General features: G+C 68.7%; 26 protein-coding genes and 1 pseudogene. 24 read left to right on the forward strand and 3 right to left on the reverse strand.

Annotated features, from left to right (window positions below):
- Window positions 1–30: 30 nt before the first annotated feature.
- The 3 genes and pseudogenes from RYH80_RS04355 to RYH80_RS04365 all read left to right on the forward strand — a co-directional run.
- Window positions 31–717, forward strand: a pseudogene (locus RYH80_RS04355) (ABC transporter ATP-binding protein); the annotation flags it as partial.
- Between the two features lie 374 nt (window positions 718–1,091).
- A complete protein-coding gene (locus tag RYH80_RS04360; protein WP_370902633.1) occupies window positions 1,092–2,264 on the forward strand; it encodes an ABC transporter permease in 1,173 nt (390 codons plus the stop codon).
- Window positions 2,265–2,394: 130 nt separating this feature from the next.
- Window positions 2,395–3,567 carry an ABC transporter permease gene (locus tag RYH80_RS04365; RefSeq protein WP_370902634.1) on the forward strand — a complete coding sequence of 391 codons (1,173 nt, stop codon included), beginning with the start codon at window positions 2,395–2,397 and terminating at the stop codon, window positions 3,565–3,567.
- A gap of 120 nt (window positions 3,568–3,687) precedes the next feature.
- On the opposite strand, the gene RYH80_RS04370 is transcribed toward RYH80_RS04365, so the two are convergent.
- The 3 genes from RYH80_RS04370 to RYH80_RS04380 form a co-directional block, all read right to left on the reverse strand.
- Window positions 3,688–4,095: a ribbon-helix-helix domain-containing protein gene (locus RYH80_RS04370; RefSeq protein ID WP_370902635.1), complete on the reverse strand. Its 408-nt coding sequence runs from the start codon at window positions 4,093–4,095 to the stop codon at window positions 3,688–3,690.
- A 188-nt stretch (window positions 4,096–4,283) separates the two neighbouring features.
- Complete coding sequence (locus RYH80_RS04375; protein ID WP_370902636.1) at window positions 4,284–5,276, reverse strand: mRNA 3'-end processing factor; 993 nt, start codon at window positions 5,274–5,276, stop codon at window positions 4,284–4,286.
- Between the two features lie 92 nt (window positions 5,277–5,368).
- The gene (locus RYH80_RS04380; protein WP_370902637.1) at window positions 5,369–6,934 is read right to left on the reverse strand and encodes a glutamate-cysteine ligase family protein; all 1,566 of its coding nucleotides are present in this window, start codon (window positions 6,932–6,934) and stop codon (window positions 5,369–5,371) included.
- A gap of 570 nt (window positions 6,935–7,504) precedes the next feature.
- On the opposite strand from RYH80_RS04380, the gene RYH80_RS04385 reads away from it, so the two are divergent.
- Genes RYH80_RS04385 through RYH80_RS04485 form a run of 21 tightly spaced genes read left to right on the forward strand, consistent with a single transcriptional unit; the run spans window position 7,505 to window position 18,863 of the window.
- Window positions 7,505–8,326: a putative RNA uridine N3 methyltransferase gene (locus RYH80_RS04385; protein WP_370902638.1), complete on the forward strand. Its 822-nt coding sequence runs from the start codon at window positions 7,505–7,507 to the stop codon at window positions 8,324–8,326.
- Window positions 8,327–8,348: 22 nt separating this feature from the next.
- Window positions 8,349–9,365 (forward strand): 50S ribosomal protein L3, encoded by a 1,017-nt coding sequence (locus tag RYH80_RS04390; RefSeq protein ID WP_370902639.1) that lies wholly within the window; start codon window positions 8,349–8,351, stop codon window positions 9,363–9,365.
- On the forward strand, window positions 9,362–10,108 hold the full coding sequence (gene rpl4p / locus RYH80_RS04395; protein WP_370902640.1) for a 50S ribosomal protein L4: 747 nt from the start codon (window positions 9,362–9,364) through the stop codon (window positions 10,106–10,108). The genes RYH80_RS04390 and rpl4p overlap by 4 nt, the downstream gene beginning before the upstream one ends.
- A complete protein-coding gene (locus tag RYH80_RS04400) occupies window positions 10,105–10,353 on the forward strand; it encodes a 50S ribosomal protein L23 (protein ID WP_370902641.1) in 249 nt (82 codons plus the stop codon). The genes rpl4p and RYH80_RS04400 overlap by 4 nt, the downstream gene beginning before the upstream one ends.
- 2 nt (window positions 10,354–10,355) lie before the next feature.
- A complete protein-coding gene (locus RYH80_RS04405) occupies window positions 10,356–11,078 on the forward strand; it encodes a 50S ribosomal protein L2 (RefSeq protein WP_370902642.1) in 723 nt (240 codons plus the stop codon).
- A complete protein-coding gene (locus RYH80_RS04410; RefSeq protein WP_370902643.1) occupies window positions 11,079–11,504 on the forward strand; it encodes a 30S ribosomal protein S19 in 426 nt (141 codons plus the stop codon). It abuts the gene before it with no gap.
- A 2-nt stretch (window positions 11,505–11,506) separates the two neighbouring features.
- Window positions 11,507–11,968 (forward strand): 50S ribosomal protein L22, encoded by a 462-nt coding sequence (locus RYH80_RS04415; RefSeq protein WP_370902644.1) that lies wholly within the window; start codon window positions 11,507–11,509, stop codon window positions 11,966–11,968.
- Entirely contained in the window at window positions 11,968–12,897 is a 930-nt protein-coding gene (locus RYH80_RS04420; protein ID WP_370902645.1) for a 30S ribosomal protein S3, read from the forward strand. Before RYH80_RS04415 ends, RYH80_RS04420 begins: the two co-directional genes overlap by 1 nt.
- Window positions 12,898–12,900: 3 nt before the next feature.
- Window positions 12,901–13,116 carry a 50S ribosomal protein L29 gene (gene rpmC, locus RYH80_RS04425; protein WP_370902646.1) on the forward strand — a complete coding sequence of 72 codons (216 nt, stop codon included), beginning with the start codon at window positions 12,901–12,903 and terminating at the stop codon, window positions 13,114–13,116.
- Between the two features lie 4 nt (window positions 13,117–13,120).
- Window positions 13,121–13,705, forward strand: a complete 585-nt coding sequence (locus RYH80_RS04430; RefSeq protein ID WP_370902647.1) for a ribonuclease P protein component 1 — start codon at window positions 13,121–13,123, stop codon at window positions 13,703–13,705.
- A complete protein-coding gene (locus tag RYH80_RS04435; protein WP_370902648.1) occupies window positions 13,690–14,016 on the forward strand; it encodes a 30S ribosomal protein S17 in 327 nt (108 codons plus the stop codon). Before RYH80_RS04430 ends, RYH80_RS04435 begins: the two co-directional genes overlap by 16 nt.
- A complete protein-coding gene (locus tag RYH80_RS04440) occupies window positions 14,016–14,414 on the forward strand; it encodes a 50S ribosomal protein L14 (protein ID WP_370902649.1) in 399 nt (132 codons plus the stop codon). The genes RYH80_RS04435 and RYH80_RS04440 overlap by 1 nt, the downstream gene beginning before the upstream one ends.
- Entirely contained in the window at window positions 14,411–14,773 is a 363-nt protein-coding gene (gene rplX, locus RYH80_RS04445) for a 50S ribosomal protein L24 (RefSeq protein ID WP_370902650.1), read from the forward strand. The genes RYH80_RS04440 and rplX overlap by 4 nt, the downstream gene beginning before the upstream one ends.
- Window position 14,774: 1 nt before the next feature.
- Complete coding sequence (locus tag RYH80_RS04450) at window positions 14,775–15,476, forward strand: 30S ribosomal protein S4e (protein ID WP_370902651.1); 702 nt, start codon at window positions 14,775–14,777, stop codon at window positions 15,474–15,476.
- Complete coding sequence (locus RYH80_RS04455) at window positions 15,473–16,000, forward strand: 50S ribosomal protein L5 (RefSeq protein WP_370902652.1); 528 nt, start codon at window positions 15,473–15,475, stop codon at window positions 15,998–16,000. The genes RYH80_RS04450 and RYH80_RS04455 overlap by 4 nt, the downstream gene beginning before the upstream one ends.
- Window positions 15,997–16,194 (forward strand): 30S ribosomal protein S14, encoded by a 198-nt coding sequence (locus tag RYH80_RS04460; RefSeq protein ID WP_370902653.1) that lies wholly within the window; start codon window positions 15,997–15,999, stop codon window positions 16,192–16,194. Before RYH80_RS04455 ends, RYH80_RS04460 begins: the two co-directional genes overlap by 4 nt.
- A gap of 2 nt (window positions 16,195–16,196) precedes the next feature.
- The gene (locus tag RYH80_RS04465; protein ID WP_370902654.1) at window positions 16,197–16,589 is read left to right on the forward strand and encodes a 30S ribosomal protein S8; all 393 of its coding nucleotides are present in this window, start codon (window positions 16,197–16,199) and stop codon (window positions 16,587–16,589) included.
- Window positions 16,590–16,598: 9 nt separating this feature from the next.
- The gene (locus RYH80_RS04470; RefSeq protein WP_370902655.1) at window positions 16,599–17,135 is read left to right on the forward strand and encodes a 50S ribosomal protein L6; all 537 of its coding nucleotides are present in this window, start codon (window positions 16,599–16,601) and stop codon (window positions 17,133–17,135) included.
- Window positions 17,136–17,849: a 50S ribosomal protein L32e gene (locus RYH80_RS04475; protein ID WP_370902656.1), complete on the forward strand. Its 714-nt coding sequence runs from the start codon at window positions 17,136–17,138 to the stop codon at window positions 17,847–17,849.
- Window positions 17,842–18,303 carry a 50S ribosomal protein L19e gene (locus RYH80_RS04480; RefSeq protein ID WP_370902657.1) on the forward strand — a complete coding sequence of 154 codons (462 nt, stop codon included), beginning with the start codon at window positions 17,842–17,844 and terminating at the stop codon, window positions 18,301–18,303. Before RYH80_RS04475 ends, RYH80_RS04480 begins: the two co-directional genes overlap by 8 nt.
- A 2-nt stretch (window positions 18,304–18,305) precedes the next feature.
- Window positions 18,306–18,863 carry a 50S ribosomal protein L18 gene (locus RYH80_RS04485; RefSeq protein ID WP_370902658.1) on the forward strand — a complete coding sequence of 186 codons (558 nt, stop codon included), beginning with the start codon at window positions 18,306–18,308 and terminating at the stop codon, window positions 18,861–18,863.
- The last annotated feature ends 1 nt before the right edge of the window (window position 18,864 follow it).

Consider the following 18,864-nt stretch of genomic DNA (forward strand, 5'->3'; position numbering starts at 1 on the left):
GACGCCAAGAGCGCCCGCGAGGTCGAGGCCGTGATCCCCGAGGACGCGATCATCCGCGGGCGGGACGTGGTCAAGGAGTACCAGACCGGCGACCAGACCGTCCGCGCGCTGAAGGGGATCGACTTCGGGATCGGCCCCGGAGACTTCGTCGCCGTCGTCGGTCCCTCCGGCTCCGGGAAGTCGACGCTGTTGAACCTGCTCGGCCTGTTGGACGTGCCGACCAGCGGCGAGGTGACGCTGAACGGTGAGGACGTAGCGAGGTTCGACGACGCCGAACGCACCCGCAAGCGCAAGCAGGTGATCGGGTTCGTCTTCCAGAGTTTCTACCTGATCCCGACGCTGACCGCCCTCGAGAACGTCGAGATGCCGCGGATGCTCGACCGGACGCCGACGGTGACCCGCCGGCGTGCGACGGAGTTGCTGGAGCGAGTGGGCTTGGGCGACCGCCTGGACCACTACCCGGACGAGCTGTCTGGCGGACAGAAACAGCGCGTCGCCATCGCGCGGTCGCTGATCAACGACCCCGACCTGGTGTTGGCCGACGAGCCGACCGGGAACTTGGACCGGGACACGGGCGACCAGATCCTCGACCTGTTCGACGAACTCAGACGCGAGGAGGGAGTCGCCGTCGTCACCGTGACACACGACGACTACGTCGCGGAGGCCGCCGACCGCGTCGTCAACCTCATCGACGGGACACTGCGGACGAGTGGTGACGCCAGTCACGGCAGCGCCGACCCAGACGCCGGGGCCGTGACGGACGCCGACACCGACGGCGTGGGTGACACGGACGCCTCGACCGTGACGGATGCGGACGCCGACGGAGACGCTCCGGCGGTGACGGGCGTCGACGGTGTGGCCGACGGGGACGCCCCGGCGGTGACGGACACGGACGGCGACGGCACGGGCGATACGGACGCCCCGGCAGTGACGGACACGGACGGCGACGGCGAGCCCGCAGACGAGTCGGCCGAGTCGGAGTCGGCCACCGAGACGGCGGTAGCGCACGACGGCGAGCCCGACGACGGAGTGCAGACCGACGCGTCGGGCGACACGGACGGCGGCGAGTCCACCGACGGAGGTGACCCCGGGTGAGTCTGCTCCGTCGGTTGAGCGCACAGGTGCCCACACTGGTGTTGGCCCGTCGGAACGTCTCGCGGGCGAAGACGCGGTCCGTCCTCGCCGTCGTCGCCATCGTGATCGGTGTCGTCGCCATCGGCGGGATCGGCGTCGGCGGCGAAGCGTTCAAACAGGACCAGTTGGCCGCCTACGAGGGGTTCGGCGGGACGGCGACGGTGTCGCCGGTCTTCTACGAGGACGAACCCGACACCCGGACGTTCGACGAGAGTGAACTGAGTCGGATGCGGCAGGCCGCCGGGAGCGGGACCCTCATCCCGATCCGTCGCGTCTCCGGCCTGGTCCGTGGACCGAACGGCGACCCCATCGTGTTCGCCCGGACGTGGGGAATCGACGACCCGTCGGCGTTCTACGACGCCAGCGAGGGTGAGTTACCGGAGACGTTCCGGCGCGACGTGGTCGTCGTCGGGTCGTCGTTCGCCGACTCGAACGACGTGTCGGTCGGTGACACGCTCCGTGTCGACGGGGGCGGCGCGGACGGCGAGTACCGCGTCGCGGCCGTGCTCGAACCACAGGGGCAGGCCGACCCGCTCCAGGCGGACAGGGCCGTGTTCGTCCCGAACGCGGAACTGGACCGGGACACCTACGACCAGGTGATCGTCCAGGCGAACGTCCGCGTCGAGGGGATCGACGGACTCGTCGCGAACATCGAGTCGGCGTTCAACGAGCGCCGCGACCGCGTCTTCGTGACCACAACCGAGAGCCGGAAAGAACAGCAAGAGCAGGCGTTCACGCTCATCAACCAGTTCCTACTCGGGATCAGCAGCATCTCGCTGTTGGTCGCGGCGGTGACCATCGCCAACACCATGCTGATGTCCGCCATCGAACGCGAGGGTGAGATCGGCGTGTTGCGCGCCGTCGGCTTCGGGAAGTTCGCCGTCGTCCGACTGCTCGTCGCCGAGGCCGGACTGCTCGGCGTCGCGGGCGTCGGCGCCGGTGTCCCGCTGGCACTCGGGTTCGGTGCCGTCGCCAACGAACTGCTCGTCGGCGACCCGCTGGCGTTCACCGCGACCGGACTGACGTACATCGGCGTCGGCGCCGTCTTCGGCGTCCTGACCGCGCTCGTCGGGGGGCTGTACCCCGCGTGGCGAGCGGCGAACAAACGACCCGTGGAGGCACTCGGATGATCGCACACGACACTCACCGTCGGCGTTGCCGTCGTCGCGCACACGAACGAACCGGCGGGAGACGAACCGACGGGAGACGAACCGACGGGAGACGAACCGCCGGCGACCGCCCCGTCGGGGAGGTGTCGGCGTGAGTCTCCTCTACCGGCTGACGGGCAAGTTCCCGTCGGTGATCATCGCGAAGCGCAACATCTCGCGAGCGAAGACCCGCTCCGCGCTGGCGGCGCTGGCGATCGTGATCGGCGTCGTCGCCATCGGCGCGGTCGGCGGCGCGAGCGTCGCGTTCAAGGAGAGTCAGTTCGCGCTGTTCGAAGAGCAGGGTGCGAACAACGTGTTCGTGTCGCCGGGGTTCGACGCCGACGAGCGGTTCCTCGACCGAGAGGACGTCCTCCAGATTCAGGAGGCGGTCGGGAGCCGGGCGGTGGTCGGCACGGCCGGGAGTTCCGGTGAGTACGTGAAGCGAGCGGACAGGCGAGAGGACGTCGGGATCACCTACATGGAGGACCCACGCGTGATACACGACATCGGGCGTGGGGAACTCCCGACGAACTGGCGCGACAGCGCCGTGGTCTCCGACGAGTTCGCCCGCGAGTACGGGCTCGGCGTCGGTGACCGGATCACTCTCGTCACCACGAGAGAGACGCCGGCCGGCGAGATCGAGTCGCGCGACACCTACCGTGTCGCCGCCGTCCTCACCCCTACGTCTCAGTTCGGCGTCGACGAGGTGTTCCTCCCGCTGTCGAAACTGGAGGCGCAGCGGTACGACCAGGTGCAGGTGATCACCGAGAGTGCCGACAGAGCCGAGGCCGTCGCGGACGACCTCGACGAGCGGTTCAACGGCCGGAAGGACGAGCTGTTCATCCTCGAACTCTCCTCGATCGTCCGATTCATCGAGAACCTCGCGAACAGTATCAACCTGTTCCTGATCGCGCTGGCGTCGATCTCGCTGGTCGTCGCGGCCGTCGCCATCGCCAACACGATGCTGATGGCGGTGATCAAGCGCCGCGAGGAGATCGGGGTCTTGCGCGCCGTCGGCTACCAGCGCGGGGACGTGTTGCGGATCCTCCTCGTGGAGTCGACGATGCTCGGCGCGCTCGGCACGGCGGTCGGGATGGCGATCGCACTCGCCGTCTCCGTGGCCGCGAACGCGATCTTCCTCGGCGACCCGCTGGCGTTCACCGGCGAGGCGCTGACGTACCTCGGCGGGGCCGCCGTGTTCGGCATCCTGGTGAGCCTGATCGCCGGGGTCTACCCGGCGTGGCGCGCCGCCAACGACCGCCCGGTGGACGCACTGCGCGGGTGACTCTCCACGGCGCATCCCACCGCATCCTCTGCCAACCCCCGTGCACCCGCGACGCGTCTCGCTGCACCCGCGACTGGTCGGTCGAGACACGCAGGGCCGAGACGGCACACGTCGCGGAACTCAGACGCCGGTGGCCGAGCCACCTTCCTCGGCCCGGTCGCGGTAGACGCGCAACAGCTCTTCGAGGATCATCCCGGAGCGGTCGGTCGCGTCGTAGTTCTCGTCGATGTACGCCTCCGCGGCCTCGAAGTCGTTGCGGAGTCCGTACTGCCGGACCGTGATGACGGCGTCGAGGAAGTCGCGGCCACCGTCGGCACCCAACAGCTTCGGCTGGTCGCCCAGGTCGAGTTCGTCTTTCAACTCCCCGTACGCGAACGTCGCCGGGTCGTACTCGTCGTCGACCAGCGCGAGCACGTACTCGGCGGAGAACCGGTAGAACTCCGACTTGCTCTCGAACACCCCGTCGTCTACGAGCGCGTCGATCTGGTCGACGACCTCGTCGGGGTACCGGACGGTGTCCTTCGCCATCTGTGTGTCTCCTCTGTTCCACGTATCCTCGGGTAGGTAAAGAAAGTTCGGGGCACGGATCTCGGCGACGATAACTGCCGGCTCACCGGGGTGAGCGGGACCGTCTCGCCGACTGGGTCGGCGCGACCCTCGTGTCGTCGGGTGAAGCGCAGTCGTCGTGTCACGACCGCCGTGGCACCGTGACACGGTCACCCGAAGTCGGCGAGCGTGTGTTGATCGGCGACCAGCGAGCGGGCGTCGTACCCCTCGCTGGTGAGGTGCGCGGCGAGTTCGTCCGTGAACCCGTGGGTCGTGTACACGCGCTCGGGGTCGACGGCGGCGACCACGTCGCACAGCTCCCGGAAGTCACAGTGGTCCGAGAGGACGAACGTCTCGTCGTAGCCGCCGCGGTACAGGAACGAGTCGTCGACCGCCCACCCGGAGAACCCCACCGCCAGCGCGTCCGTCCGGTCGCACAGTCGATCCACCCAGTCGGACCCCGCGACACCCGAGGGGAGCACGGCGGCGTCGCCCGGCCCGAGGTCGTCGAGGTCGTCGTACCGCGTGCCGGGGAAGGACACGTCGTGGTGGGACGCGATCACCGCCGAGAGGTCCGCGATCGCCTCGGAGACCACCACCGACCGCCCGGCACGCTCCGCGAGCAACTGGAGTTCCTGTGCGCGTCCCAGCGCGTAGCCGAACAACAGGACGGGCCGGTCGGTTGTGTCTTCGAGGAAGTCGACGATCCGTCGTTCCAGTTCCGCCTGCGGCGGGAAGACGTACTCCGGCGTGCCGTACGTCGCCTCGACGACCAACACGTCCGCGTCCGGCGGCTCGAACCCGTCGAGGGAGAGGCGATCCCGCGTCGAGACGTCGCCCGTGTAACAGTACGTCGTCCCGTCCGGGTCCTCGACGACGACCGCCCGCGAGCCCGCGACGTGACCGGCGTCGACCAACTCGACGCGGGGGTGTGAGACCGCCGCGACGGGGTCGTCGCGTCTGACCCCCGCCAGCGCCGCCGTCGTGGGGGAACACACCGCCTCACCGGGGGAGTCGTCGTAGAGGTGGTCGCCGTGGGCGTGACTGTAGACGGCCACGTCGCCGTCCGGCGTCGCTGCGTCCGCGACGACGCGCGTGCCGTCCGAGAGTGCGATCTCGACGCCGTCTCGCAGTGTCACACCCGTGTCGGTGTCGTCCGTCACCGTCCGTCGGGTGGGGCGGCGCGGAGATACTGGTTTCGGTGGCGGGGCGACAGACGGCGGTTCCCTCACCCTCTCGCACGTCCGGGGACGGCTCACCAGTCTGCGAACGCGCCGTCCAACAGCGTCTCCCGTTGGCGAGTGAGGTAGTCGCGTTGCGCGCGACGGACGGCGTCGGGGAACGCCATCCCGTCGGCGCGGTGTTCCCGTGCTCGGTCGCGTTTCCAACTCGCCGGGGTGGTGCCCGTCTCGACGCGGTGGCGTAGCGGGGCGAGGTACCCCTCCGCCTCCCGTTCCGAACAGCCCGCGCCGACCAGCCCCGCCTCCGCGTGGGCGAAGATGTCCTCGAAGACCCGCTCGATGTCGGTCGTCTCCACGCCGTCGTTGGTCACCCACTGCAGGTCCGCATCGAGGCCCTCGGCCGCCGCGGCGCGGAAGTTGTCGTGGGCCGTCCCCCAGTCGAGTCGCCGCGACGGGTGGCGTCGCTGCGGAAGACACTCCATCAGCCCGGCGAACGCCGCCACGAACGCCACGGAGTCGCGCACGGTCGGCTGGCCCGGAATCGGTCGGAACTCCAGACGGGCGTTGGCGGCCGACCGCGAGTCCCCACCGAAGACGGGACGTACCCACCGCCAGTAGGTGCCGTGTTTCCGGCGCAGCGTCGCGAACGTGTCGTCGAACCGGTCGCCGGCGACGATCGCGTCCTCCGGCATCGGGACGATCACGTCGTCGGCCGCGACGCGGTCGACCGCCTCCTCGACGGTGTGGAGGTCCTGCGGGAGACACACCTTCGGCGCGCCGGTGACGTTCAGACACTCGAACGTCGCGACGCGGTTCTCGTCGTGGCCCTCGGCGAGGATCGCGTCCGGATCGGCGTCGTCGGCGTACAGCTCCGGCGGGAAGAACGGACTGTTCACCCCGAGCGCCAGCAGCGGGCCGGCGAGTCTGATTGCGTAGTCGTGGTACCGCGGCAGGTCACTCGCCGTCGGCACCTGGTAGTGCGGTTGGATGGAGGTCGTCAGCGCCACCGGCATCGCCGTCCGACACGCGAAGTCGACGAACGGGGCGTCGATCCGGAACTCGTCGCCCGCCGCCGGACCGTTGCCCATCGCGTGGTACCGCGGCGAGTCGGACATGTTCGTCCCGATCAGGACGCCCTCCGACTCTACGGCACCCGACAGGTACGATCGCGCGCTCTCGCCCGCGGGCGGGGTGGTCCACATCGCGTCCGAGACGAGTCGCATCCCCTCCTGGCTGGTGGTCTCCAGCGCCGCCCGGAGGCGACTCCGGACCTCGGCGGACTGTGCCCGGAGTCCGTCGGGGTTGAACGGCTGTGGACTGGTCGTCATCTCCGCGTTGTGGAGGCCGAGTTCCTTCTCGAAGCCGATGAGGTCGAGCAGGCGGCGCGGGACGCGAGCCAACTCGCCGCGACCCATCCCCTCCGTCTCGTCCCCGGCGTTCCAGCGCCCCTGCGAGACGGCGTAGAACTCGTACTCCAGCCCGACGATCGACTGGTGATTGTCGAAGGTGCCGTCGCGCAGTTCCGTCTTCACCGTCTCGGCGTCGATCTCGGCGCGGTCCTGGAACGTCGCCGGGTCGACGGCGAGGATCTCCTCGACCCGCGCGGCCAACGCCGGCACGTCGCCCGCTCTCGTGGTCATACCCACCCGATTCGCTCCCGCAGCCTTAGTGTTTAGGTGGTACCACGGGACAGTGTGTGGACGGCGGAGGTGTGCTCGTCGCGACGGCAGGGTCGGCGGCGCGCGAGCGGCGCGAGTGAGACGAGCGCCTCGACTGCGAGCGGGGAACGAAGTGACCCGCGAGTTGGAGGCTCGAACGGAGTGAGAGCCTCGGAGCCGCGAGCGGGGAACGAAGTGACCCGCGAGCCGCGCGAGGGTCTCGCGAACGGAGTGAGCGAGACGGCTGGAAGGGGGAGGTGCCGTGCGGGGCGGAGATACGGCCGATCGGACCCACTGGAGCCCCGTAGTCGCCCAGACGCGCTACCCACAGAACCACCAACCCACACGACCACCTCCGCGCGACCACCCCCGCGCGACCACCTCCGCGCGACCACCTCCACACGACCACGACACCCACCGAAACACCCCGTGACACTGACTCACGCGATTCGGCCGCGAGTCGGTGTGACACGGCCGCACGCGACCGAGTTCGATCCGGAGTGTTTTTAGGGTGCGAGCCGGCACGTGTCTACACAGTCCGGTGAAGCGACAATGAACGGTGCGAGACTCGACGTGCTCGTGCCGTCGTCGCTCGTCCGGGAGGCCGAGGACGGCCGCGAGGCCACACGGAAACTCGGCTACGTCGCCCGTGCGGCGACGGTCTTCCGGGCGGACCGGTTGGTCGTCTTCCCAGACCGGGAAGGCGAGACGAGCAGGGGCGAAGAGTTCGTCCACACCGTGCTCGCGTACGCCGCGACCCCACCGTACCTGCGACGGGACGTGTGGGACCGTCGCGACGAACTCGAACACGTGGGCGTGCTCCCACCGCTGCTCCCGCACGACTCCGGCCCGGAGGGGTCGGAGACACGAGACGGAATCGTGACCGAGGTCGGACCTGAAGGCCGCGTTCGGGTCAATTGCGGACTGCAACACCCGATCTCCCTGCGTGTCCCGCCCGACAGGGCGCTCGCGGAGGGGGAGCGCGTCACCGTCAGGGTCTCTTCGAGAGAGCCGGTTCGCGCCAAACTCGTCGACGACCGCCGTGGTCTCGACGTGTGCCGGCGCGAGCTGTCGGAGGAACTCGCCGCCGCCGACGTCGCCGTCGCCACCTCCCGACACGGAGACGACCTCTCCGTGCCCGTGTTGGAGACGGTGACGCGCCGCTGCCGCGACGCGGACCGCGTCGCGGTCGCGTTCGGCGCGCCGGAACGAGGGCTGCCGACGATCCTCGGGTACCCCGAGGACGCACCGGTCGACCCCGCGGACACGCGGTTCGACCGCTGGCTGAACACGGTTCCGAACCAGGGCAGCGAGGTCGTGCGCACCGAGGAGGCGATGTTCGCCTCGTTGGGCGCACTCTCGCTGTCGCCGTGAACGAACGCCACACAACACACCCATGCCACAACCAAGCAGACCACGCAAGGGCTCGATGGGCTTCGGCCCGCGCACCCGCTCGGCCAGCGAGGTCCCACGTCTGCGCTCGTGGCCCGACGACGACGGGGCCGCGGGCGTGCAGGGCTTCGCCGGCTACAAGGCCGGGATGACCCACGTCGTGATGGTGAACGACGAGGACGACTCCCCCCGACAGGGGATGGAGGAGTCCGTACCCGTCACCGTCGTGGAGGTCCCGGAGATGCGCGCCGTCGCCGTCCGAGCCTACGAGGAGACGTCGTACGGGAAGAAACCGCTCACCGAGGTCTGGACGGGAGAGTTCCACGAGGAGCTCGACCGGACGCTGGACCTCCCGTCGGAGGACACCTTCGACGCCGACGCCGACGAGCTGCGGTCGCTCGTCGACGACGGGGCGGTCGACGACCTGCGGCTGATCACACACACCCAACCCGCGACGCTGCAGAACGTCCCCAAGAAGGAGCCGGACGTGATGGAGACGCGCGTCGGCGGCGAGAGCGTCGCCGACCGCGTCGACTACGCGCTGGATCTCGTCGAGGACGGCGGTTCTCACGAGTTCGGTGACGTGTTCCGCGCCGGGGAGTACCTGGACGCGGCCGGCATCACGAAGGGGAAGGGTACCCAGGGCCCCGTCAAGCGCTGGGGCGTCCAAAAGCGAAAGGGGAAGCACGCCCGTCAGGGGTGGCGCCGACGGATCGGCAACCTCGGGCCGTGGAACCCCTCCCGCGTCCGCTCGACGGTCCCCCAGCAGGGGCAGACCGGCTACCACCAGCGGACGGAGTTGAACAAGCGCCTGCTCGACTTCGGCGACGGCGACGACGCGTCCGTCGACGGCGGCTTCGTCAACTACGGCGAGGTCGACGGGCAGTACGCGCTGATCAAGGGGTCGCTGCCGGGCCCCGAGAAGCGGCTCCTCCGCTTCCGCCCGGCGGTCAGACCGAACGACCAGCCGCGCCTCGACCCCGAGGTACGGTACGTGTCCACGGAGTCTAACCAAGGATGACAGCGACAGTGTACGACCTCGACGGCGAGGAGACCGGGGACGTCGAACTCCCGGACGTGTTCGACACTCAGTACCGGCCGGACCTGATCCGGCAGGCGGTCCTCGCCGCGCAGGCAAACCGGAAACAGGCGTACGGCGCAGACGAGTTCGCCGGCATGCGGACGCCGGCGGAGTCGCAAGGGTCGGGCCGCGGGATGGCCCACGTGCCCCGCGAGAACGGACAGGGACGCCGCGTCCCACAGACCGTCTCCGGGCGCAAGGCCCACCCGCCGAAGGCCGAGAAGGACCAGGGCAAGCAGATCAACGACAAGGAACGGAAACTCGCCGTCCGCTCGGCGCTGGCCGCGACGACGGACGCCGAGTTGGTGGCCGAGCGCGGCCACGAGTTCGACGACGACCTCGAACTCCCGCTCGTCGTCACCGACGAGTTCGAGGAGTTGGAGAAGACGCGCGAGGTCGTCGACCTGTTGGAGGCGCTGGGCGTCCACGCGGACGTCGAGCGCGCCGACGAGGGGCGCCAGATCAAGGCCGGACAGGGGTCGACCCGTGGCCGGAAGTACCGCGAGCCCTCGTCGATCCTGTTCGTGACCAGCGAGGAGCCGTCGCGTGCGGCCCGCAACCTCGCGGGTGTCGACGTGACGACCGCGGCAGAGGTGAACGCCGAGGAACTCGCACCGGGGACGCACCCGGGGCGGCTGACGGTGTTCACGGAGGCCGCACTCGAGGAGGTGACCGACAGATGACGATCAAACACCCACTCGTCACGGAGAAGGCGATGGACGAGATGGACTTCGCGAACAAGCTCCAGTTCGTGGTCGCCACGGACGCGAGCAAACCCGAGGTCCGCGACGCCGTCGAGTCGCAGTTCGACGTGAGCGTCGAGAGCGTGAACACACAGGTGACGCCGCGTGGCCAGAAGAAGGCCACAGTACGGCTCTCGGAGGACGACGACGCACAGGACGTCGCCTCCAGGATCGGGGTGTTCTGAGAATGGGCGCACGAATTCAGGGACAACGACGCGGGCGCGGTGGCTCGACGTTCCGAGCGCCGTCGCACCGCTACAAGTCGGACAAACAGCACAAGACGACCGAGGACGACGAGACGGTCTCCGGCGAGATCGTCGACATCGAGCACGACCCGGCACGCTCCGCCCCGCTGGCGGACGTGGAGTTCGAGGACGGCGACCGCCGCCTCGTGCTCGCTCCGGAGGGCGTGACGGTCGGCGAGGAGATCCAGATCGGCGTCTCGGCCGAGATCGAGCCGGGCAACACGCTCCCGCTGGCGGAGATCCCGGAGGGCGTCCCGGTGTGTAACGTCGAGAGCAAGCCGGGCGACGGCGGCAAGTTCGCGCGTGCGTCGGGTGTCGCCGCGACACTGCTGACCCACGACCGCGACGTGACCGTCGTCCAGCTGCCCAGCGACGAGGTCAAGCGGCTGAACCCGGACTGCCGGGCCACGATCGGCGTGGTCGCGGGCGGCGGGCGGACGGAGAAGCCGTTCGTGAAGGCCGGCAACAAGCACCACAAGATGAAGGCGCGTGGGACGAAGTACCCGCGTGTCCGTGGGGTCGCGATGAACGCCATCGACCACCCGTTCGGTGGCGGTGGCCGCCAGCACCCCGGCAAGCCCAAGTCCATCTCGCGGGACGCCCCGCCGGGACGGAAGGTGGGAGACATCGCGTCGAAACGAACCGGAACTGGGAGGGACTCCTAGATGAGCTCGAGTGAGTACCGAACCGGCCGCGAGGGTGAGTTCACCTACCGCGGTCACACGTTGGACGAGTTGCAGGAGATGGATCTCGACGAGGTGTCGGAACTGCTCCCCGCACGCGCGCGGCGAACTATCGACCGAGGACTGGACACGGAACAGCGGAAGCTGCTCGAACGCGCCCGCGAGGCGGGCGCAGAGGAGACGGCCAACGATCCGATCCGGACGCACCTGCGGGACATGCCGATCGTCCCGGAGTTCGTCGGGTTGACGTTCGCCGTCTACACCGGGCAGTCGTTCGAACGCGTCGAGGTGGAGCCGGAGATGATCGGGCACTACCTCGGCGAGTTCCAGTTGACCCGCACGTCCGTCGAGCACGGCCAGGCCGGCATCGGGGCGACCCGGTCCTCGAAGTTCGTCCCCCTCAAGTGACAATGGGAATCAACTACAGCGTCGAGGCGGACCCGGACACCTCCGCGAAGGGGATGTTGCGGGACCGCAACATCAGCCTGAAGCACAGCAAGGCCATCGCCAGCGCGATCAAAGGCGAGACGGTCGCCGACGCCGAGGAGTACCTCGAGGCGGTGATCGCCGAGGAGCGGTCCGTGCCGTTCAAACAGCACAACTCCGGCGTCGGACACCGCTCGGACATCGACGGCTGGGACGCGGGGCGGTACCCGCAGCAGGCCGCCGAGGACTTCCTGAAGCTGCTGGAGAACGTGGCCAACAACGCCGACCGGCAGGGGTTCGACGCCGAGGAGATGGTGATCGCCCACACGGCGCCGCACAAGGTCGGTGAACAGACCAGTCAACAGCCGCGAGCGATGGGCCGCGCGAGCCCGCACAACACACCGGAGGTAGACGTCGAGATGATCATCGAGGAGGTCGACGACTGATGGCGGACGAACAGGCGTTCATCGAGGACGGCCTCCAGCGTACCCAGATCGACGAGTTCTTCGAGGACGAACTCGGTCGGGCTGGCTACGGTGGGATGGACGTGGCGAAGACGCCGATGGGCACACAGATCGTGCTCAAGGCGGAGAAGCCCGGCATGGTGATCGGGAAGGGTGGGAAGAACATCCGGAAGATCACCACCGAACTCGAAGAGCGGTTCGACATGGAGGACCCGCAGGTCGACGTCCAGGAGGTCGAGGAGCCGGACCTCAACGCACGCGTCGTCGCCGACAAGCTGGCCAACGCCCTGGAGCGTGGCTGGTACTTCCGGCGGGCGGGCCACACCACCATCGACCGCATCATGGAGTCGGGCGCGTTGGGTGCCGAGATCGTCCTGTCGGGGAAGGTCACGGGCGCCCGCTCGCGCGTCGAGAAGTTCAACCGGGGCTACATCAAGCACAACGGCGAACCCGCCGACGACGTGGTCGACGAGGGCCAGGGCGTCGCCGTGATGCAGTTGGGTACCATCGGCGTGACGGTGAAGATCATCCCGCCGAACGCGGAGCTGCCCGACGACTTCGAGGTGGCCGAGGACGTCGAGGCCCCCGAGGTCGAACAGCAGATCGAGGAGGAGGGCGTCGAGTCCCTCCTCGAAGAGGAGCCCGACGAGGTGCCGGACGTGGTCGACGAGGCGGACGACGCCGCGGCGACCGACGCCGACGACGCCATCGACGAGGAGATCGTCGAGGAGGTCGTCGAGGCGGAGACCGAGGACCTCCCCGGGGAAGAGGAGGACGTCGAAGTCCCCGGCGGCGAGGAGGAGATCGGCGAGGAACTGGACGATCTCGACGAGGAGATCGAGAGCGAAGCCGCGGACCTGGTCGGCGAGATGGAAGACGCCGCCGACGAGGACGAAGACACGGAGGAGTGACAGATGGCGATCCTTCACACGGCCGAGATCCGCGACATGACGCCCGCCGAGCGACAGTCCGAGCTCGAGGAACTCGAGACGGAACTGCTCAACGCGAAGGCAGTGCAGGCGGCGGGTGGTGCCCCGGAGAACCCGGGGCGGTACGGCGAGTTGAAGACGACGATCGCGCGGATCAAGACGATCCAGCGCGAGGAAGGCGACTTGGACGACGACGAGTAGACCGATGACACCGACACCCGAGACGCTCACGCGACACGAACTCGTCGGCCTCCCGGTCAGGGTGGCCGCCGCGCCCAACCCCGACGCCGTCGGGATCGTGGGCCGTGTCGCGAGCGAGTCCGAGCGGACGCTGCTCGTCCGCGGGCCGAGCGGTCGTGCCGGGCGGCACGGCGGCGCGGACACCCGACGAGCGGCCGCGACGGACTCTGCGACCGCGTCGGACGGCGCGTGTCCGACGCAGGGGGCGTCCGGGGTCGGTGTGACCGGGTCGGTCGTCGACCGCCGGGTGCCGAAGGGCGACGCGACGTTCGAGTTCGCGCTCCCGGCGGACCCGTCGAAGACCGCGGTCGGTTGGGCGCACGTCCCGCCGGCGAGCGGTGCCACAGATGAAGCCGCCGACCACCGCGAGGGGTCGGGGTCCACGTTCGAACTGCCGTGGGAAACTCCCGGCACGGGGGCGACCCGGCCAGCCGGGCAGTCCGGCGGCGGCGAGGACGTGGTCTACGTTACGGTGGATGGGGAACGACTGCTCTCACGACCCGCCTTCCGCACGGAACGTGCAGGTGATTCGATATGGCAATCGGACTGAACGTAACAGACCCGGAGACGACGTGTTCGGACCAGAACTGTCCGTTCCACGGCACGCTGAGTGTCCGCGGACAGACGCTGGAGGGGACGGTCGCCTCCACAGACATGACGAAGACCGTAGTGGTCGAGCGGGAGTACGACGTGTACGTCCCGAAGTACGACCGCTACATGAAGCGACGGAGCCGCGTGTCCGCACACCACCCACCCTGCCTCGACGTCGAGGAGGGTGACGAGGTGCGGATCGCCGAGACACGACCCCTCTCGAAGACGAAGTCACACGTCGTCGTCGAGACGGTCGGAGGTGAGGACTGATGCAAGCGCTGAAGGCCGACGTGACGCAGGGGCTCGAGAAGGGCTCGCTGATCACGTGTGCCGACAACACCGGTGCGCGTGAGCTGAAGGTCATCAGTGTCTCGGGGTACGGCGGCACCAAGAACAGACACCCCAAAGCGGGCGTGGGCGACAAGGTGACCGTCTCGGTCACCAAGGGGACCCCGGAGATGCGCCGCCAGGTGCTGGAGGCGGTGATCGTCCGGCAGCGGAAACCGATCCGTCGCCCAGACGGGACTCGCGTGAAGTTCGCGGACAACGCCGCGGTCGTCATCGACGACGTGGAAGAGCCGCGTGGGACCGAAATCAAGGGGCCCATCGCACGCGAGGTCGCCGAACGCTTCGGGAGTATCGCGAGCACCGCGACACAGATCGTATGACAGAGCAACCACACAAACAACGGACCCAGACGCGCGAGGCGCCCCTCCACGAGCGCCAGCGACAGGTCCGCGCGACGCTGTCCGAGGAACTCCGCGAGGAGTACGGCCAGCGCAACGTCCGCGTCAACGCGGGCGACACCGTCGAGGTGATGCGCGGGGACTTCGCCGGCGAGGAGGGCGAGGTGCTCGACGTCGACCTCCGAGCGACGACGGTCACCGTCGAGGACGTGACCGTCGAGAGCGCCGACGGCGAGGAGACGCCGCGTCCCCTGGACGCGTCGAACCTCCGCGTCACGGAGCTCGACTTGGAGGACGACCGCCGCGAGGCGCGTCTGGAGTCCGACGAGGAGGCTGCGTAAGATGACGAAACACCAGAAGCGACTCTCGGCCCCCGACTCGTGGCCGGTCGAACGGAAGGAAGAGACGTTCACGGTGAAGGCCGACGCCGGACCGCACGGCGAGAGCGGTGTGCCCCTGCTGATCGTCCTGCGGGACGTGTTGGGGTACGTCGACTCCCGGAAGGAGGCGCGTTACGCGCTGGACGGCGGGTCGGTGCTGGTCAACGGGGACGCCAACGTCTCCGAGGACCGCCCGGTCGGGATGTTCGACATCCTGGCGTTCACCGAGCGAGACGAGTACTACCGCGTGTTCCCGTCGGAGGGTGGGCGGCTGTCGCTGACCCCCATCGACGCGGACGCCGCGGCCTCCCGACTCGGGAAGGTCGTCGGCAAGCGGCAGGTCGGCGACGGCGAGTTCCAGTACACGCTCCACGACGGCACCACGCTGGTGACCGACGGCGGGTACGGCGGGAACGACTCGCTGGTGATCGACAACGAGACGAAGGAGATCGTCGCGCACTTCCCGTACGAGGAGGGTGCGCTGGTGACGGCCGTCGACGGCGCACACGCCGGCGAGATCGGCGAGATCGAGGAGATCCGCGTCACGCCCGGCTCCGGCGACAACGGCGTCGCCGTCGCCCAAGACGAGGACGGCTTCGAGACGGTCGAAGAGTACGTCGTCGTGATCGACGAGAACTTCACCGACGGAGGTGACGGCGAATGAGCGAGGCAGACGACGCCGGCTTCCACCCGATGCGGGAGCCGAGCGTGGAGAAGGTCGTCGTCCACATGGGCGTCGGCCGCGGCGGCCGCGAACTCGCGGACGCCGAGGAGATCCTCGAGGACGTCACCGGCCAGCAGTCCGTCCGGACGCAGGCGGAACGGTCGATCGGGGAGTTCGACATCCGCGAGGGTGACCCGATCGGCGCGAAGGTGACGCTGCGCGGGGACGACGCCACGTCGTTCCTGGAGACGGCGCTGCCGCTGGCAAACCTCTCGCGCTCGCAGTTCGACGACGTCGGCAACGTCAGCTTCGGGGTCGAGGAACACACGGAGTTCCCGAGCCAGGAGTACGACCCGACGATCGGGATCTACGGGCTGGACGTGACGGTCACGCTGACGCGCCCGGGCTACCGGGTGTCGCAGCGCGACAAGGAGACCCGGTCGATCCCGAACAACCACCGGATGAACGTCGACGACGCGGTGGCGTACCTCGAACAGGAGTTCGACGTGGAGGTCGACGGATGAGCGACAGCGAGACAGAGACAGACGACCTGACGGAGACGCCGACGGGCGAGCAGGCCACCAAGCGCACCGACGACAACGTCGCGTGCCGGCGGTGTGACCGCAAGCAGGGGTTGGTCGGGAAGTACGACATCAACCTCTGCCGACAGTGCTTCCGCGAGGTGGCTCGCTCGATGGGCTTCCGCAAGTACCGATAACAATGGCAGGCAACGATCCACTCGCCGACGCGCTGGCAGGCCTCGACAACGCCGAGGGCGTCGGTAACCTAGCGTACACGGCAGAGCCCGCCTCGAACACCATCGGCTCCGTCCTGGAGGTGCTGTACGACCGCGGCTACGTCGACGGCTTCGAGTACGTCGAGGACGGCAAGGCCGGGAAGTTCGAGGTCGAACTGAAGGGCGCGATCAACGAGTGCGGCGTGGTGAAACCGCGGTACTCGGTGGGCGCAGACGACTTCGAGAAGTGGGAGAAGCGGTACCTCCCGGCTCGAGACTACGGCGCGCTCATCGTCACCACGTCACAAGGCGTCATGAGCCACTACGAGGCCCGCGAGGCGGGCGTCGGTGGCCAGATACTCGCGTACGTCTACTGAGACACAGACATGACACGAACGACAATCGACATTCCGGAGGACGTGACGGCCGAGGTCGACCACCTCGACCTGACCGTCGAGGGGCCCGAGGGCTCCGTCACGCGACAGCTCTGGTACCCCGACGTGTCCGTCAGCGTCGCGGACGGCGCGGTCGTGATCGAGCGACCGGACGACGCCGACCGACAGACGGAGGCGACCGTCGGCACGTTCCAGAGTCACGTGGAGAACATGTTCCACGGCGTGACCGAGGGCTGGACCTACGAGATGGAGGTCTTCTACGCACACTTCCCGATGGACGTGGACGCGGACGGCGAGGAGGTCGTCATCGAGAACTTCCTCGGCGAGCGCGCACCCCGCACCGCGGACGTGCTGGGCGACACGACCGTCGAGATCGACGGCGAGGAGATCACCCTCACGGGTCCGTCCAAGGAGGACGTCGGCCAGACGGCCGCGAACATCGAACAGCTCACCCGCGTCACGGACAAAGACCAGCGGGTGTTCCAAGACGGCGTCTACATCACCCAGAAGCCGCGAGGTGGTGCCTAGATGAGCGACGAGATCGAGACGCTGGAGGACATCTCCGGTGTCGGCTCGTCGAAGGCGGACGCGCTCCGCGAGGCCGGCTACGAGACCGTCGAGGACGTGAAGGCCGCCGCCCAGTCGGAGTTGGCGGAGGTCGACGGCGTCGGCAACGCACTGGCCGCCCGCATCAAGGCGGACGTCGGTGGGCTCGAGGTCGACGAGGAGACCGAGGCCGAGATCGAAGACGACACCGACGAGGACGTCGAGACGGACGAGGAGACCGAGGACGTGGAGACGGAACTCCGCGCCCGCGGGCACGCCGACAAGACGCCGGAGTTGGACGACGAGACGGCGCGTGCACTCGCACAGAAGCACCGCGAGAACACGCCGCAGTTCAACCGGCAGGACCACCACAAGAAGAAGCGCGTGTCGACCTCGTGGCGGCGTCCCCGTGGGACGCTGTCGAAACAGCGGATCGGCATCAAGGGCAAAGGCGACACCGTCGAGGCCGGGTTCCGGTCGCCGACGGCGTCGCGCGATCTCCACCCGAGCGGCTTCGAGGAGGTGTACGTCCACAACACGGACGACCTCGAGGGGGTCGACCCCGACACGGAGGCCGTCCGGATCGCGTCGACGGTCGGCGGTCGCAAGCGCGAACTGATCGAAGACGAGTGCGAGGAGCGAGCGATCCGCGTGCTCAACCCGACCTACGAGGAAGTGGAGGTGAGCGATGACTGATCTGAGCGCACAGAAGCGACTCGCCGCAGACGAGTTGGACGTCGGCGAGGACCGCGTCTGGCTGGACCCGGAGGCACAGTCGGAGCTCGCGGACGCGATCACCCGCGAGGACATCCGCGAGCAGATCGAGCAGGGGAACATCCGCGCGGCGGACACCCAGAACAACTCCCGTGGCCGTGCCCGCGACCGAGCGGAGACCCGCTCGTACGGGCACCGCACCGGCGCCGGCACCCGGAAGGGGAAGGCCGGTGGGCGACAGAACGAGAAGGACGACTGGGTCCAGCGGATCCGCGCACAACGACGGCGCCTGCGAGAACTGCGCGACGACGGCCCCCTCGACCGGTCGCAGTACCGGGAACTGTACGACAAGGCGTCGGGTGGCGAGTTCGAGGACGTTCGCCGCCTGGAGTCGTACGTCGAGGCGAACTACGACGTGACACTGGAGGACGACTGACAATGGCAACTGGACCACGATACAACGTGCCGATGCGGCGTCGGCGCGAGGTCCGGACCGACTACCACCAGAGGTTGCGCCTGCTGAAATCCGGGAAGCCGCGCCTGGTCGCGCGGGTCTCGAACAAGCACGTCAGGGCGCAGCTGGTCACCCCCGGTCCGGACGGCGACGAGACACACGCAGCCGCGTCCAGCGAGGACCTCGCGGAGTACGGCTGGGAGGCTCCCACCGGGAACCTGCCGAGCGCGTACCTGACGGGGTACCTCGCCGGACTGCGGGCCGTCGACGCCGGGCTCGAGGCGGCCGTGTTGGACATCGGACTCAACACGGCGACCCCGGGCAACAAGGCGTTCGCGGTACAGGAAGGAGCGATCGACGCGGGGCTGGAGATCCCCCACAACGAGGACGTACTCGCGGAGTGGCCGCGCAACCGCGGCGAGCACATCGCCGAGTACGCCGAGCAGGTCGACGGCGACCTGTACAGTGGGGCGTTCGACGCCACGGAACTGCCGGAGCACTTCGACGAGCTCCGGGAGACACTGACGGAGGAGTTCGAGTAAC

Origin of the sequence: Halobaculum sp. MBLA0147 (assembly GCF_041361345.1) — an archaeon.
Lineage (GTDB): Archaea > Halobacteriota > Halobacteria > Halobacteriales > Haloferacaceae > JAHENP01.

Excerpts from the sequence above, each read along its gene's own strand:
- RYH80_RS04370 (WP_370902635.1), bottom strand. The coding sequence starts at position 4,095 with ATGGCGAAGGACACCGTCCGGTACCCCGACGAGGTCGTCGACCAGATC.
- RYH80_RS04380 (WP_370902637.1), bottom strand. The coding sequence starts at position 6,934 with ATGACCACGAGAGCGGGCGACGTGCCGGCGTTGGCCGCGCGGGTCGAG.
- RYH80_RS04385 (WP_370902638.1), top strand. The coding sequence starts at position 7,505 with ATGAACGGTGCGAGACTCGACGTGCTCGTGCCGTCGTCGCTCGTCCGG.
- RYH80_RS04390 (WP_370902639.1), top strand. The coding sequence starts at position 8,349 with ATGCCACAACCAAGCAGACCACGCAAGGGCTCGATGGGCTTCGGCCCG.
- rpl4p (WP_370902640.1), top strand. The coding sequence starts at position 9,362 with ATGACAGCGACAGTGTACGACCTCGACGGCGAGGAGACCGGGGACGTC.
- RYH80_RS04400 (WP_370902641.1), top strand. The coding sequence starts at position 10,105 with ATGACGATCAAACACCCACTCGTCACGGAGAAGGCGATGGACGAGATG.
- RYH80_RS04405 (WP_370902642.1), top strand. The coding sequence starts at position 10,356 with ATGGGCGCACGAATTCAGGGACAACGACGCGGGCGCGGTGGCTCGACG.
- RYH80_RS04410 (WP_370902643.1), top strand. The coding sequence starts at position 11,079 with ATGAGCTCGAGTGAGTACCGAACCGGCCGCGAGGGTGAGTTCACCTAC.
- RYH80_RS04415 (WP_370902644.1), top strand. The coding sequence starts at position 11,507 with ATGGGAATCAACTACAGCGTCGAGGCGGACCCGGACACCTCCGCGAAG.
- RYH80_RS04420 (WP_370902645.1), top strand. The coding sequence starts at position 11,968 with ATGGCGGACGAACAGGCGTTCATCGAGGACGGCCTCCAGCGTACCCAG.
- rpmC (WP_370902646.1), top strand. The coding sequence starts at position 12,901 with ATGGCGATCCTTCACACGGCCGAGATCCGCGACATGACGCCCGCCGAG.
- RYH80_RS04430 (WP_370902647.1), top strand. The coding sequence starts at position 13,121 with ATGACACCGACACCCGAGACGCTCACGCGACACGAACTCGTCGGCCTC.
- RYH80_RS04435 (WP_370902648.1), top strand. The coding sequence starts at position 13,690 with ATGGCAATCGGACTGAACGTAACAGACCCGGAGACGACGTGTTCGGAC.
- RYH80_RS04440 (WP_370902649.1), top strand. The coding sequence starts at position 14,016 with ATGCAAGCGCTGAAGGCCGACGTGACGCAGGGGCTCGAGAAGGGCTCG.
- rplX (WP_370902650.1), top strand. The coding sequence starts at position 14,411 with ATGACAGAGCAACCACACAAACAACGGACCCAGACGCGCGAGGCGCCC.
- RYH80_RS04450 (WP_370902651.1), top strand. The coding sequence starts at position 14,775 with ATGACGAAACACCAGAAGCGACTCTCGGCCCCCGACTCGTGGCCGGTC.
- RYH80_RS04455 (WP_370902652.1), top strand. The coding sequence starts at position 15,473 with ATGAGCGAGGCAGACGACGCCGGCTTCCACCCGATGCGGGAGCCGAGC.
- RYH80_RS04460 (WP_370902653.1), top strand. The coding sequence starts at position 15,997 with ATGAGCGACAGCGAGACAGAGACAGACGACCTGACGGAGACGCCGACG.
- RYH80_RS04465 (WP_370902654.1), top strand. The coding sequence starts at position 16,197 with ATGGCAGGCAACGATCCACTCGCCGACGCGCTGGCAGGCCTCGACAAC.
- RYH80_RS04470 (WP_370902655.1), top strand. The coding sequence starts at position 16,599 with ATGACACGAACGACAATCGACATTCCGGAGGACGTGACGGCCGAGGTC.
- RYH80_RS04475 (WP_370902656.1), top strand. The coding sequence starts at position 17,136 with ATGAGCGACGAGATCGAGACGCTGGAGGACATCTCCGGTGTCGGCTCG.
- RYH80_RS04480 (WP_370902657.1), top strand. The coding sequence starts at position 17,842 with ATGACTGATCTGAGCGCACAGAAGCGACTCGCCGCAGACGAGTTGGAC.
- RYH80_RS04485 (WP_370902658.1), top strand. The coding sequence starts at position 18,306 with ATGGCAACTGGACCACGATACAACGTGCCGATGCGGCGTCGGCGCGAG.